Raw genomic sequence first — 14,223 nt, 5'->3', positions numbered from 1 at the left:
TAACTGTGAAAAGGGGATAGCCATGTGTCTGTCCCTTTTTCATAAATAGATTCACACAGGAGGAACAGCGATGACTTCACTATCTTATTATTTAGGGGTAGATATTGGTACAACCAGTACCAAGTCCGTACTTTTCACAAAAAAAGGAGAAGTGGTGACTCAACATACCATTAATTACCCTTTACATACTCCCAACCAGCTTGTAGCTGAACAAGATCCATCTGAAATCTTAGATGCTGTTCTTGGTACCATTCGAGAAACAGTAAGAAAAGCGAAACTTAACGACGGAGATTTATCGTTTGTTTCTTTTAGTTCCGCCATGCACAGCTTGATTGCTGTAGATGAAGAAGACGAGTTATTAACCAACAGCATTACATGGGCGGATACAAGAAGTGCCGAGTATGCTAGAAAACTTAAAGAAGAACTAAACGGCCATGACATTTATTTGCGTACAGGGACACCTGTGCACGCGATGTCGCCTCTCGCCAAATTAATGTGGATGAAAGAAGAAAAGCCAGAAGTATTTGTTAAAGCTAAAAAGTTCATCTCTATTAAAGAGTATGTTTTTTATAAGTTGTTTGGTGAATATATTGTTGATCACTCGATTGCCTCCGCTACAGGGTTATTTAATTTACAAGAGTTAAACTGGGATGAAGGGGCCTTACAGGTTGCGGGAATTACATCAGATCAATTATCAACGATAGTGCCCACTACTCATTCTATTGCAGGTATCCGGAAAGAGTATCAACCGTACCTTGGTATTGCAGAGAATACCCCATTCATCGTTGGCGCAAGTGATGGGGTGTTATCTAATTTGGGCGTTAATGCGATAGAGCCAGGAGTTATTGCTGTAACCATAGGTACAAGTGGTGCTATACGAAGCGTCACAAACGAACCGAAAACGGATCCAAAGGGTCGAATTTTCTGTTATGCACTCACTGAGGACCATTGGGTTATCGGCGGTCCGGTAAATAACGGCGGAATGGTGTTACGATGGCTGCGCGATGAGTTTGCTGCAGCTGAAGTTGAAACAGCTAAACGGCTTGGAATCGATCCTTATGATGTGCTCACAAAAATTGCAACCAACGTCCCTGCAGGATCTGACGGTTTAGTGTTCCATCCTTTCTTAACAGGAGAACGAGCTCCACTATGGAATTCAAGTGCTCGGGGCTCGTTTTTTGGTCTCAGCATTCATCACGAAAAACAACACATGGTCCGCGCCGTTCTTGAGGGGATTATTTACAACTTATATACCGTTCTTCTCGCGCTCGAGGAATTGACGGGTGAACCCCAGCGGATTCAAGCTACCGGAGGTTTTGCTCGATCAGAAGTTTGGCGGCAGATGATGACAGACATCTTTGATAAGCCTGTCGTGGTACCAGAAAGCTATGAAAGTTCTTGTCTGGGAGCGATCGTTTTAGGAATGTATGCCACAGGGGAGATTGAAGATTTCAGTATTGTTTCTGATATGATCGGTAATACTCACACCCACGATCCGGTTCCTGAAACATCTGCTGTCTATCGTGAACTTCTTCCCATTTATATAAGGTTATCGCGCTTATTTGAAGAAGAGTATGGCGCTATTGCAGAATACCAGAGAAAACATATAAAATAACATGAAGCTGGAGCAAAACGATAAACAGAACGACCCGAACCATTCATTTGAATTGGATCGGGTCGTTCTGTTTATAATAGCACCGCTTCCTCCACACATTGCATTACTCATTCGCAGTCTTTTTAAAGTGGACGAAATAAACCCCCGATAGCTTTAATTACAATAATCAGCAAGCAGCTCCTAAAGCTTATTCTTTTTCAGACATAAACTTCAAATAATATTCAAAGGTTAAGTCAGCGAGCATAACAAGTGACGATCGGTTGGAGACATCATATCCTTCATACGATACTTTTTCGACCGGGGCACTGACCGCCTGCCTGCATGTTTTAAACAGCCGGCTGTCCGGATTATTTGTCATGGCCACTGTTTTAATGTTTAAATGATCAATTTTATCGCACGCTTTAATTAGCGTCTCTGTTTCTCCGCTTGAAGAAATAAAAATGACAAGATCATCTTTACTAATCCAATTACTAATAAGGTCGATCATATGAGACTCATAAATATACGTGGTCGACAAATTCATCTGCATGAGTCTTTTACTTACATACTCCCCTATCATTTTTGTAAGTCCAACAGACAATATAACGATCCGACTGGCTTCTTCAATCGATTGAGCGATGTTTCGTAAATCATCTGCACGCAATTGCGACAAACTATCTTGTACATCTTTTTTGTATCGCTCTATAGGATCAAGATCTCCTGGAAGTTCTGCTGCTTGATAATTTTTCAAAAAGTATTTTAATTCTGAGAAACCTTCCATATTAAGTTTGTGACACAAACGGATCACTGTCGTCGTGCTCACGTTATTTTCTGCTGCCATTTGTGTCAGCGGCATGTTTTTTGACTTTTCCCAATGATGTTCAATGTAATACAATACATGCTTCTCTGAATGCGTCAACAAAGGGATCTTTTCTGAAAATGTATCAAGTAAAACGCCCATTAACTAAGCCTCTTTTCTAGATAATAACCAGAGTATAGCATGCAGAATGTACAATTGTACATTTCCTGTATAACTACCGGTACTTAACCTATGATACAAATGAATTAAGCAAATGAAAACACTTACAAAAAGATAGAAAGGGTGACGGGAATGAAATTAGCACAAATGACAACATCATCACTTATTCGCTTTGACATAACAGATTCTAATAAAGAAAATGTCATAAGAAAGTTAACCGAACAATTGTATGATGAAGGATATTTGACATCCAGGGACGACTTTTACAAAGAAGTATTAGAAAGAGAAAAGTTATCCGCTACGGGTTTTGAAGCGGGGCTAGCTATTCCACATGGAAAATCAGAGGCGGTAAAAAAAGCCGGTTTTGCAGTAGCAAGACTTTCCACTCCTATTGAAGACTGGGAAAGCATTGATCCTGACAATAAAGTAGAACTTGTCTTTTTACTTGCCATACCTGAAGGGGAAGCAGGATCAACGCATTTAAACTTATTAGCTGAACTTAGTACAAGATTAATGGATAAATCGTATTATCAACGATTAATGGAAGCGGCAAATTCAAATGAATTCATTGAAGCTCTGGATCAGGAGGACAACCATAATGTTGAACAACCGATCCAGGGAATGGATCGTACTGTACTTGTCGTCACTGCTTGTGCTGCCGGGATTGCCCACACGTATATGGCTGCTGAAGCGATGGAGCAAGCCGGAAAGAAAAAAGGCGTACGTGTCTTTTCCGAAAAACAGGGAGCTAACGGTCTTGAAGACGAACATACAGCAGAACGTATTAATCAAGCGGACGCTGTCGTTTTTGCAACGGATATAACACCTAAAGGTAAAGAACGCTTTAAAGGTCTTCCTTATGTCCAAACTCGAGTAGCAGCCCCGCTGGAAAGAGGCGAAGAATTAATCGATCAAGTGTTAACTGATCCTGACGGCGTGGTCGAATCCAATGGTGAAGAGGAATCTTCTACTACATCTAATAAAAAGCAAGGCGTGCTTGCAGAAATGGGACAAGCCATTTTAACCGGTATTTCTTACATGATTCCGGTCATTGTGGCTGCCGGACTTATGATGGGGATTGCAAAGCTTGGAGCGATTCCATTTGGCCTTGTTAATGAGATTAATGATCCTAGCTATGCCACTTCTGACAATGAATTATTTGTTATTTTGCACCATTTAGATAAATTTGGGTTTCTTATTTTTCAATTTATGTACCCCATCTTTGCTGCTTTTACCGCTTATTCTCTTGCCGATCGAGTAGGGATTGTAGCTGGTTTTATAGGTGGTCTATTTGCTGCCGGGGTTCACTATCAATATTGGGGAGTGGAAGAAGGAATTCCATCTGGCTTCTTAGGTGCTCTCATCTTAGGTTTAACCGCTGGATATATTGCAAAATTTTTAAATGAAAAGATTAAGTTGAATAAAAATTTCCAAGCGATGAAGCCAATGCTTATCATTCCAGCCATCAGTGTGATGTCTATTTTCTTATTAAATTTTTATGTGGTAGACCCTGTGTTTGGTGGATTAAACGAGCTTCTTCGAGTAACCATCGAATCTGCTCAAGAATCCGGGGAGGTTGTGTTGTCGACAATTATTGCCTCTGCTACAGCATTTGACCTTGGCGGCCCTGTTAACAAAGCAGCAGGCGCCATCGCAATTGGACTGGCAGCTGACGAGATTTTCCCTTTAACGGCCCGCGTGCTAGCGATCGTTATCCCGCCGATCGGCCTTGGGTTAGCAACTGTCATTGACCGGTTTGTTGTAGGTCGCAGGGTTTTCGACGCCAACCTTCGTGTAGCCGGTAATACGTCGATTTTGCTTGGCTTTATTGCCATTAGTGAAGGTGCGATTCCATTCATGCTACGCAACCCGCTTATTACTATTCCGATTAATATTATTGGAGCGATTATCGGTTCAGTAACGGCGGTATTACTCGGTGCCATTCAGTGGTATCCGTTACCAGCATTCTGGGGCTGGCCGCTCGTTGAAAATATTTGGGCTTACCTGATTGGTTTGACTGTCGGTGCTCTGTTTATAGCACTAGCTAACATCTTCATTCGCCATTCATTAATTAAAAGAGGACGAATGACGGTTGAATAACTCACCTTGCCTGTCCGTACTCCCCCGGGCAGGCTCCCATGCTAAAGGAGGAAGTTTTCCATGTCAAAAAAGCGCGTTTATGTCGTTCCCCACTCTCACTGGGACAGGGAATGGTATTTCACTATAGAGGATTCAAACTTATTACTTGCTGAAAACCTTGATCATCTCGTAACGATTTTAGAAGAAAACCCAGATTATCACGGGTATGTATTTGACGCTCAAATTTCCATTGTTGATGAGTATTTAAAAGTGCGTCCTAAGAACACCGAACGTCTTCGTAGTCTAATTACCGAGAAACGACTGTTTGTCGGGCCTTGGTATACGCAGGCGGACTCTTTACTCGTCCACAAAGAATCACTGATTAGAAATTTGCTTTACGGAGTTAAAGGTGCCAAAGAGATGGGTCATTCGATGAACATCGGCTATCTCCCCGACATCTTCGGGCAAAACCAGTACCTCCCTTCTATTTTTAAAGGATTCGGTATTGATAACGCCATACTTCAACGAGGCATCTATCAAGACCAACTTGATGGGAACACGAATTTCTTGTGGCAGTCTCCAGACGGAAAACAAGTAAAAGCAAATGTTATCCCTTTAGGATACGGGCCAGGAAAATTCTTAAGTTCAGATGATGAATTTCATTACGAGCGTCTACAGCCGATGCTTGAGAAACTTGAAAACGTAAATCAAGACACGAATCACTTACTTCTTCCTTCAGGAGGTGACCAAGTATTGGTCCGCGCTCATTTCCCGGCGACCATTCAGCAATTAAATAAAAAAGATGATCGCTATGAATTTGTCCTATCAGATTATGAGACTTTTATGAATGATACATGGGAATCCAACTTCTTTAATAACGTGATTGAAGGGGAACTGATCGGAACCGAAGGTTCACGCATCCACAACACAATCGGTTCACAGCGGTATGATATTAAAAAACTGAACGATGAAGTCGAACACAAACTCATTCACCAATTAGAACCTCTTGCTACAATTGCTTTACACGTAGGCCTTAGATACCCTCAAGAATGGCTGGATCTTATGTGGAAACAGCTGTTTGATGTGCATGCACATGACAGCATCGGAGGTTGTAACTCTGATGAGACGAATCACGATATCATCCAACGTCTCATAAAAGTGAATCGTCAGGCAGATGGTCTTATGAATCTTCTTAAAAAACAAATGACGGAAGCGATTCGTAACGAAGAAAAGCATGATGATCTTGTAGTGATCTTTAATACAGATCCTAAACCCTACCAGGGCGGCATTCAATCCGTAATGTTTACAAAAACACCTCAGTTTGGAATCCATTCCATGAAGGAGGAGAAACTCAAATTTTCTATTATGCAACAAGATTACTTGAGCGGAGGGAAAAAAATAGTGGTTACTGCCCAAGGAGATCAAGAGGTCGAGATTCCTGGTTACTACCGCTCAGAAGTGTATATTCCTCACACGGAATTGCCTGCGTTAGGGTACTCTACGTGGAAGATTGTTGAAGAGGAAGGTATTAGTGACAATCTTAGTGAAGTGCAAGCTCAATCGATCGGTAACCGTCATTATTCCGTGGAATGGAAAGACGGCACCCTTACGTTACAAGAACGTGCTTCCAACGCAACAATTAAAGATTTTATTCAATTTGAGGATACGGCAGACGCAGGAGATTCATACGATTATTCTCCTCTTCCAAATGACCCACCCATCATCTCTGGTAAGGCTGAGCTTCTTTCTGTGGAGCATTCCGATGCTGTGCACAGGTTGACCGTGAGCCACAAGATGCAATTACCGCAAGACTTATCGGCTCGTAAACAGGGTGTTTCTGATGAAGCTTTTTCTATAAAGACGGTCATTGAACTTCGCAAGGATGAAAGCTTTGTTCGAATGAAACATGTGGTGGATAACCACGTAAATGATCACCGCTTACGTGTTCTGGTGAAAACGCCTGTGGAAAATCCGAATTTCTCTTATGGCGATCAGGGATATAGTTTAATTCGTCGTCCTGTAGTAAGTGAGCGAATGACTGACTGGCGTGAGCAAGGATACAAGGAAGCGCCCGTTCCTATTTATAAAGTCGAACAGTTCGCCGGGCTTTTAAGTGAGCGTGGTTCACTTATGGCATTCACAAAAGGAATAAAAGAATATGAGATTGTCGATTCTTCGATTGCTCTCACGATGTTCCGTAGTGTCGGGCTGCTTGGACGCGATGATTTAATGTGGAGACCTGGACGTGCTTCTGGAATTAACAATAAGGTCGTGACGACTCCTGATGCTCAGATGCACGGAGAAATGACGTTTGAATACGCACTGCGGTTGTCTGGCAGTGAGCTTTGCGCAGAAGAATTGTTTGATAGTGCCGTACGTTACAAGGAACGTTATGTGACGTATCAGAGACAAGAATTAAATACTTTTGAAGAACGACTGGACAGATTTGAAATTCCATACCCCGTGAAAAAGCTGCCTAGTCAGTATTCCCTTACTGAACTTTTCGATGATGGATTGTTTGTCAGTTCAGTGAAAAAAGCTTATGACAGTAAAGATTTAATTATTAGAGTGTTCAATCCTGCTGATGTTAAACGTGCAATTGATATCAAAGGACGCCCCGATGTCGAAGCGGTAAATTTAAACGAAGAGCCTGAAGGTGATTTGTTTGTGGAAGCGAAAAGCTTTCAGACGATTCGATTATCCAACGGAGGTGCTGAGTGATGAATTTGCTGGATCAAATAAAAAAGCATTTAGTAAACATTTATGATGACGTTTCAGATAAGGATCTACAGCTTTTTGAGCAGCTTATCAATCGCTGGGAAAAAGAGGAATGGCAGGCCGCAAAGACTCCAACGGAAAAGAGCGTCTATCTCATTTCCTACGGGGACAGCATTTATAGTAAAAATGAACCTGCACTGCCAGCTCTGCATCAGTTTTTAAAAGAAGAAGCAGGTGAAACCATTACTGATGTGCACCTTTTGCCAATGTTTCCTTATACGTCGGATGACGGCTTTTCAGTTACGGATTATCGTGCGATCAACCCTGAGCTCGGTTCATGGTCTGATATTCGTTCCTTCTCCAATGATTTTCGAATGATGTTTGACTTTGTTGCGAACCACATGTCGAAATCAAGTGAGTGGTTTCAGGAGTATTTAAAAGATCATCCCGACTACCGTCATTACTTTATCCCGAAAGATGAACAGTTTGACACCAGTCAAGTGGTCCGGCCGAGAACTTCTCCTCTTTTTCATGAGTATGGGGGTGGGAAAACAGCTTGGACAACATTTAGTGAGGATCAAGTGGATGTGAACTTCAAGCATATTCCTGTACTCGTGGAAATGACAGATATATTACTAGAGTACGCAAACCAAGGAGCTGCAAGCATTCGGTTAGACGCGATCGGATTTATTTGGAAAAAATCAGGTACAACCTCCATTCACTTAGAAGAAGCGCATGAAATTATCCGCTTATGGCATACGATCCTCAATGCCTTTAAGCCGAATACTCAGCTCATTACGGAGACAAATGTGCCGCACAAAGAAAACATCAGCTATTTTGGAGATGGGAAGAATGAAGCTAACATGGTCTATCAATTCAGCCTCCCTCCCCTTGTTCTCTATAGTTTGATGACTCATAAGGCTGATAAATTAACGGAATGGGCAAAATCAATTGAGAAAGTATCTGATTCAGCCACTTATTTTAACTTTTTAGCCAGCCATGATGGTATAGGTATGCGTCCGACAGAAGGCATTTTAAAAGACAAGGAACAACACCTGCTCGTTGAACAAGTGAAGCGAAACGGCGGAGAAGTTTCTTATAAAAGTAATCCAGATGGAAGTCAATCCGTATACGAGTTAAACATTAATTATTCTGAGGCACTTATAAACAAAGAAGAAGACCTTACGGAAGCAGACGGGGTAAAGAAAATGCTGGCTGCCCATTCTATTTTACTCTCCGTTATTGGTGTGCCCGCGATTTATTACCATTCTTTGCTAGGTTCAAAGAATGATCGAAAAGGGTATGAGGTTTCTGGGATCCCTCGTCGAATTAACCGGGAGAAGTTAGAGTACGAGCGGATTAAACGAGAAGTCCATGAAAATGAGAGGCGCTCAGCCATTTTTTACGGACTTAAAGAGATGATTCATATTAGACAAAGTGAAACAGCATTTTCCCCATACGCTGTCCAGGAGGTCTTAGAAATAGATGAGCGTATTTTCGCGTTAAAGCGAATAAACGAACAGACGGGAGAAGAAATATTTTTTGCCGTGAACACATCACGCGATGATGTTTCGTTTAATTTACCTTATCATGGTACAAAGCTTTGGGGCCCAGTTGGTAATAGTGGATCCATTACCCTTGGGGGCTACGACTTTATATGGCTGAGACGTTGACAACTTATTATACAAACTTGTGGTACAATGACCGATAGAGTAAACATTCAGACGTAAAGGTGTGAAGCAACTATGTATCAGGAACCTATTTTTCTTTCTCCGGAATTCAAAGAACGAATCTGGGGAGGAACCAAACTAAGAGATCTTTTTCATTATAATATTCCTTCTGATGAAACGGGAGAATGCTGGGGAATTTCCGGCCATGCGAATGGACCTAACAGAATTATAAATGGCCCTCTTGCAGGGAAAACATTAAATCAGGCTTGGGACAGCCACCGTGAATTGTTCGCTGACGAACAAGGTGATGAATTTCCATTACTGGTGAAGATTTTAGATTCAAAAAAAGATCTTTCAGTACAAGTACACCCTGATGACACGTACGCACGGGAAATCGAAGGTGAGAATTACGGAAAAACTGAGTGTTGGTATGTGATCGACTGTGAGGAAGAATCAGAAATCATTTTCGGACATTATGCCAAAAGTAAAGATGAACTTACTGCCATGGTAAGAGATGGTCAATGGAATCAATTACTTCGCCGGATTCCTGTTCAGCCAGGAGATTTCTTTTACGTTCCAAGTGGTACCATTCACGCCATTGGGGAAGGCATTCAAATTCTTGAAACGCAGCAAAGCTCTGATATCACCTATCGTGTCTACGATTATGATCGCGTTAGGGCCGATGGACAAAAGCGTGAACTTCATTTAGATCGTTCACTTGACGTAACAAAGGTTCCCCATAAAGATCCTGAAGTTGTACGTGATTCGTATTTAGAAGCAGGTTTACGATTTGAGAAGCTCGTGGAAGAGAAATATTTCACGGTTCATCATTGGGACTTAGATGGAAAAAGCAATGAGCTTTATCCAAATAAGTACACACTCATCAGTGTCCTCACCGGTGAAGGTGTTGTAACCATTGATTCAAAAGATTATTCCTTTAAGAAAGGTGATCATTTCATCATTCCTGCTACAATTAACAATTACACGGTAAGCGGAAGAGCGAAAATGATTACTTCCCGCTCCAATAAATAAGATTTAGCACGCCTGGCAATTCTGCCGGGTGTGCTTTTTCTATGCATTAATATGGGTAAGGTATGAGAATTAAAAATAGACCAGGATATTAGTAAAGCAATTGCGCCAAAAAGGACGGTAATTTAGGAGCAGATAATTGAACATAAGAATGGGTGTTAAATTGATTTCCGTGGATGGCACGGCGCACATTCGATGTACTATAAATAATCCGAACTGATTTCAATAGAATCGTTCGGATCATTTATGTATTATTCACTTATATTCCAGACTCTTTAACGCATGGCTAACCCTAACGCACCTTTGACACCTGCTTCATTCGTCAATCCTGGCGGAACGATGTAATCGTTAATATTCTCTTCCGTAAGTCTAGGAGAACTGACATAGCCGTTAAGCATCTCTACAACATTTTTTCGAATTAAAGTAAACAGCTGTTCTTGCTGCATGACACCTCCGCCCATAATAATTCGTTCAGGTGAAAGAATGTAAATATAGTTAACGAGCGCTTGAGCTAAATAGTAAGCTTCCATTTCCCATACGACCGGGTCCTCAGCAAGTTCTACTCCAGCTTTTCCCCATCTTGCTTCAATCGCCGGGCCTGCTGCCATACCTTCTAAACAATCTTTATGATAAGGACAAGTACCGGCAAACGTGTCTTGTTCATGACGTCGAACAGCAATATGTCCCATTTCAGGATGAGAAAGACCGGTTAACGTGCCGCCATTTACGATAGCACCTGCACCAATCCCTGTCCCTACTGTTATATATAAGCACGTATCCACATCAATTGCATTGCCCCAGCGTGCCTCAGAAAGCGCTGCTACGTTCACATCGGTATCTACCACTACAGGGACCCCAAGTTTTTCTTTGATATCGCCCGCTAAAGGAAAGTCAATCCAATCAATTTTCGGCGTTTTTTGAATCTGACCATACGTCCCGCCTTTTTCATTAATATCAATTGGTCCAAAGCTTCCTACTCCCATTTTTTCGATCCCTTTGTCACTAAAAAAATTATACACTTTAGGCATTGTTATCTCAGGGGCTTCTGTAGGAATAACTACTTTTTCAAAAATATTACCTTCTTCGTCACCGACAGCACAGACAAACTTTGTACCTCCCGCTTCAATTGCTCCAATCTTCATCCTCTCATTCACCATCCCATTTTAGTCTCTAATGTGTATTGTATCATTTTTCAAATCCCAAACTTGAAGTTGGATCGTATTTTTTGTAGATACCTTTAAGGAATCGTTCTCAACTTCAGCAAAGATTCTCGAAGTGAAAACTTCTTCTCCCTTATTCACGAATATTTCTAGTGATGAATGGTCAACAAACAGACGCAAATGATTGAAACCATTAGGTAGACGGCAGCTGCGAGTTTCAATTGTTCCGTCTACGTAGCTTAATCGCTCAAGGTGGAGGATATTCGCGTCACGATCATACATAATTTTCGCATAATCAAAAAGATGCAGCTCTTCTATTTCACCACTTATTTCAATTTCAGCCGTTCTCCCCAAAGAAGTTGAAAGATCACTGTCTACTGTTTGGCTATATCGCTCCTGTATTCGTAATTTTTTCATCTCTTCTAATGGCAGTTGATATAACTTTTCACCCTTCAACTCCAATTGTCTTGGCAGAGTCATTTGGTGTACCCAACCATTCGATACTGTAGGCTGCTCGGATTCATTTTGGTCCGGGACTCCCATCCAACCAACTAACAGTCTTCTTCCTTGATCATCTAAAGTGGTTTGTGGGGCATAAAACTCAAATCCACGATCCACCTCTTCAAAATCGCTATGCGAGAATGAAGCAGAGGAATAATCAAGAGAACCAACTACATACCCAGACTGATATTGGTTATTGAAATCGATCCCATTTGCAGCTAATCCTTGGGGCGAGAACAGCAAGATTTCACTACCCCCTAATGAAAATAGATCGGGGCACTCCCACATATAACCTAAGTTGTTGAACGGAGTTGCTTCAGCATCAGAAAGTACTCCCCTGTGTGTCCAATTCTCCAAGTCCGAAGATTCAAGAAAAGCTACACAGCCTTTTTTATCAGTCGATTGAGCACCGATCACCATGTACCAGTGGTCTTTATATTTCCATACTTTCGGATCTCGAAAATGTGGGGTATAACCTTCAGGGAGAGGGACCTTTACACCTTTTTTCTCAAACTGAATGCCGTCTGCTGATTCTGCGAGGCATTGATACGTCTGACGTTCTCCTCGTTCATTCTTAACGTTTCCTGTATAAAAAACCTTCAATTTATCTTCATCAGCTATGGCACTGCCTGAATAACATCCATTTTTATCAAACCAATCACTTGGCGCAAGTGCAACGGGCTCCAGTTTCCAGTCTATTAGGTTCTCTGACCGGAAATGACCCCAGAATTTCGCTCCATGACCAGTATGAAACGGCATCCACTGAAAAAAGAGATGATAATTTCCGTTCCATTGAATCCAGCCATTAGGATCATTCAATAAGCCTGCTGGAGGAGCCAAATGATAGCCGGGATAATAAGGATCCTGCTTCACTACCGGGAATTGATGATCCACAGCATCAGATATTTGCTGACGTAAGTTTTCTTCATAGCTCATAACTCTTATCTCCTTACTTGAACAAAAGGAGACCCAGCAAGTATCTCCAGGTCTCTTTTTTATCATGATATTACTTCTTTTCAAGCATTTTATCGTTAAATCCAAACATATACGTTAACACGAAGGCAATAGCAATCGCTACAATATTTACGAGAAGGTAACCAAAGATTTGTTCATTGAGATAGAGGAGAGATCCAGGGATTACGGTAATCGCCAGTCCCGTTGCTTGTAAGTTAAAAATGGAAGCAAGGAACCCTGAAACACCACCGCCGATCAACCCCATGATAAATGGTTTCATATAACGTAAATTCACACCGAAAATCGCTGGTTCAGTAATACCTAAGAAAGCAGAAATCGATGATGGAAATGCGATAGCCTTTAATTTGTTTGAACTTGTCTTTACAGCTACAGCCAGTGCTGCTCCACCTTGAGCGGCGATTGCGCCTGTAATGACCGGATTAAATGGATTATACCCGAGGTTCTCAAACAGTTGAATTTCCAGGAAATTAAAGATATGGTGTACACCTGTAATTACTATTACTTGGTGGAACAACCCGATAAGCAAACCACTCAAACCAAATGGAAGTTCCAGTAAGAACAGCATAGTTTGGAAGATTCCATCTTCTGCAATATGCAAAATAGGTCCAAGAATAAACAAGGACAAGGCAATCATAACTAGTAACACAATAAAGGGTGTAAGAATTAAATCAAGCGCGTCTGGAATCCGCTGCCTGCACCATTTCTCAAGTTTGGCGCCAACTAAACCGGCAAAGAAAGCTGGTAATACCGAGCCTTGATAACCGACAATAGGAATAAAGTCCAGGAAATAGATTGGACTTTCGCTTCCTTCAGCAACAGCCCACGCATTAGGGAGAGAAGGCGAGACAAGCATTAAACCTAGAACTAACCCAATGACTGGTGTACCACCAAATACTCTAAACGTCGACCAGGCTACAAGAGCTGGTAAGAAAATAAAAGCCGTGTCTGTGAGTACCTCAGTAAATAGAACAATATTTTCAGGGACTGTCTCTGGAGTTAATCCAAAAAAATCTAAGAAAGCTTCCTGGAGCAGCAAGCCGCGCAGCCCCATAAATAGCCCAGTAGCTACCAGAACAGGAATAATAGGAACAAATACATCACCAAATGTACGAATTGCTCTTTGAAAAGCCGTTCCCTGTTTAGCTGCTTCCTCTTTCATTTCGGATTTAGAAGATCCTTCTACTCCGTGTTCTGTAACAGATTGGTATATTTGGTTAACTGTTCCAGTGCCAAAAATAATTTGGAATTGTCCAGAATTATAAAAAGCTCCTTTAACCTTTTCGATATCTTCCAGCGTTTCTACGTCTACTTTTTCTCTATCGTGTACCATCACTCGAAGTCTTGTCGCACAGTGTGCGATGGATTGTATATTTCCCTCTCCACCAACAGCCTCAATCACCTGCTTAGCAATCTCTTTATTACTAGCCATGAGAATTCCTCCTTTTAATACTGATATGTGTGATCGATTACATAACTGGTAAAAATGAAATTTAAAAGTGCTATTTCTATTTCTTCACC

Annotated in this window: 9 protein-coding genes; 5 read left to right on the top strand and 4 right to left on the bottom strand. The window is 41.5% G+C overall.

What is annotated here, in order from left to right:
• The first annotated feature begins 70 nt into the window (after positions 1 to 70).
• On the top strand, positions 71 to 1,615 hold the full coding sequence (gntK, locus tag ACGTNH_RS06080) for a gluconokinase (protein ID WP_394585749.1): 1,545 nt from the start codon (positions 71 to 73) through the stop codon (positions 1,613 to 1,615).
• Positions 1,616 to 1,802: 187 nt separating this feature from the next.
• Here gntK and ACGTNH_RS06075 read toward each other — a convergent pair whose 3' ends face one another.
• On the bottom strand, positions 1,803 to 2,555 hold the full coding sequence (locus tag ACGTNH_RS06075; protein WP_394585748.1) for a MurR/RpiR family transcriptional regulator: 753 nt from the start codon (positions 2,553 to 2,555) through the stop codon (positions 1,803 to 1,805).
• Between the two features lie 150 nt (positions 2,556 to 2,705).
• Between ACGTNH_RS06075 and ACGTNH_RS06070 the strand changes: the two genes are divergently transcribed.
• The 4 genes from ACGTNH_RS06070 to manA all read left to right on the top strand — a co-directional run bounded on the left by ACGTNH_RS06070 (position 2,706) and on the right by manA (position 10,072).
• Entirely contained in the window at positions 2,706 to 4,673 is a 1,968-nt protein-coding gene (locus ACGTNH_RS06070; RefSeq protein ID WP_394585747.1) for a fructose-specific PTS transporter subunit EIIC, read from the top strand.
• Positions 4,674 to 4,733: 60 nt separating this feature from the next.
• A complete protein-coding gene (locus ACGTNH_RS06065; RefSeq protein ID WP_394585746.1) occupies positions 4,734 to 7,373 on the top strand; it encodes a glycoside hydrolase family 38 N-terminal domain-containing protein in 2,640 nt (879 codons plus the stop codon).
• Positions 7,373 to 9,043 (top strand): alpha-amylase family glycosyl hydrolase, encoded by a 1,671-nt coding sequence (locus ACGTNH_RS06060; RefSeq protein WP_394586145.1) that lies wholly within the window; start codon positions 7,373 to 7,375, stop codon positions 9,041 to 9,043. Before ACGTNH_RS06065 ends, ACGTNH_RS06060 begins: the two co-directional genes overlap by 1 nt.
• 72 nt (positions 9,044 to 9,115) lie before the next feature.
• A complete protein-coding gene (gene manA, locus ACGTNH_RS06055; protein ID WP_394585745.1) occupies positions 9,116 to 10,072 on the top strand; it encodes a mannose-6-phosphate isomerase, class I in 957 nt (318 codons plus the stop codon).
• A 272-nt stretch (positions 10,073 to 10,344) separates the two neighbouring features.
• Here manA and ACGTNH_RS06050 read toward each other — a convergent pair whose 3' ends face one another.
• From ACGTNH_RS06050 to ACGTNH_RS06040, 3 genes are all read right to left on the bottom strand, one after another.
• Positions 10,345 to 11,211: an ROK family protein gene (locus tag ACGTNH_RS06050; protein ID WP_394585743.1), complete on the bottom strand. Its 867-nt coding sequence runs from the start codon at positions 11,209 to 11,211 to the stop codon at positions 10,345 to 10,347.
• Positions 11,212 to 11,232: 21 nt separating this feature from the next.
• Complete coding sequence (locus ACGTNH_RS06045) at positions 11,233 to 12,666, bottom strand: sucrose-6-phosphate hydrolase (RefSeq protein ID WP_394585742.1); 1,434 nt, start codon at positions 12,664 to 12,666, stop codon at positions 11,233 to 11,235.
• A gap of 70 nt (positions 12,667 to 12,736) precedes the next feature.
• Positions 12,737 to 14,134 carry a sucrose-specific PTS transporter subunit IIBC gene (locus ACGTNH_RS06040; RefSeq protein WP_394585741.1) on the bottom strand — a complete coding sequence of 466 codons (1,398 nt, stop codon included), beginning with the start codon at positions 14,132 to 14,134 and terminating at the stop codon, positions 12,737 to 12,739.
• Between the last annotated feature and the right edge of the window lie 89 nt (positions 14,135 to 14,223).

It is taken from the genome of Halobacillus sp. B23F22_1 (assembly GCF_043497005.1).
Taxonomy (GTDB): Bacteria; Bacillota; Bacilli; order Bacillales; family Halobacillaceae; genus Halobacillus_A.
This window is presented reverse-complemented; position numbering and strand designations above follow the sequence as displayed.

Coding starts and splice junctions, on each gene's coding strand:
- ACGTNH_RS06045 (WP_394585742.1), bottom strand. CDS start 12,666: ATGAGCTATGAAGAAAACTTACGTCAGCAAATATCTGATGCTGTGGAT.
- gntK (WP_394585749.1), top strand. CDS start 71: ATGACTTCACTATCTTATTATTTAGGGGTAGATATTGGTACAACCAGT.
- manA (WP_394585745.1), top strand. CDS start 9,116: ATGTATCAGGAACCTATTTTTCTTTCTCCGGAATTCAAAGAACGAATC.
- ACGTNH_RS06040 (WP_394585741.1), bottom strand. CDS start 14,134: ATGGCTAGTAATAAAGAGATTGCTAAGCAGGTGATTGAGGCTGTTGGT.
- ACGTNH_RS06050 (WP_394585743.1), bottom strand. CDS start 11,211: ATGAAGATTGGAGCAATTGAAGCGGGAGGTACAAAGTTTGTCTGTGCT.
- ACGTNH_RS06065 (WP_394585746.1), top strand. CDS start 4,734: ATGTCAAAAAAGCGCGTTTATGTCGTTCCCCACTCTCACTGGGACAGG.
- ACGTNH_RS06070 (WP_394585747.1), top strand. CDS start 2,706: ATGAAATTAGCACAAATGACAACATCATCACTTATTCGCTTTGACATA.
- ACGTNH_RS06075 (WP_394585748.1), bottom strand. CDS start 2,555: ATGGGCGTTTTACTTGATACATTTTCAGAAAAGATCCCTTTGTTGACG.
- ACGTNH_RS06060 (WP_394586145.1), top strand. CDS start 7,373: ATGAATTTGCTGGATCAAATAAAAAAGCATTTAGTAAACATTTATGAT.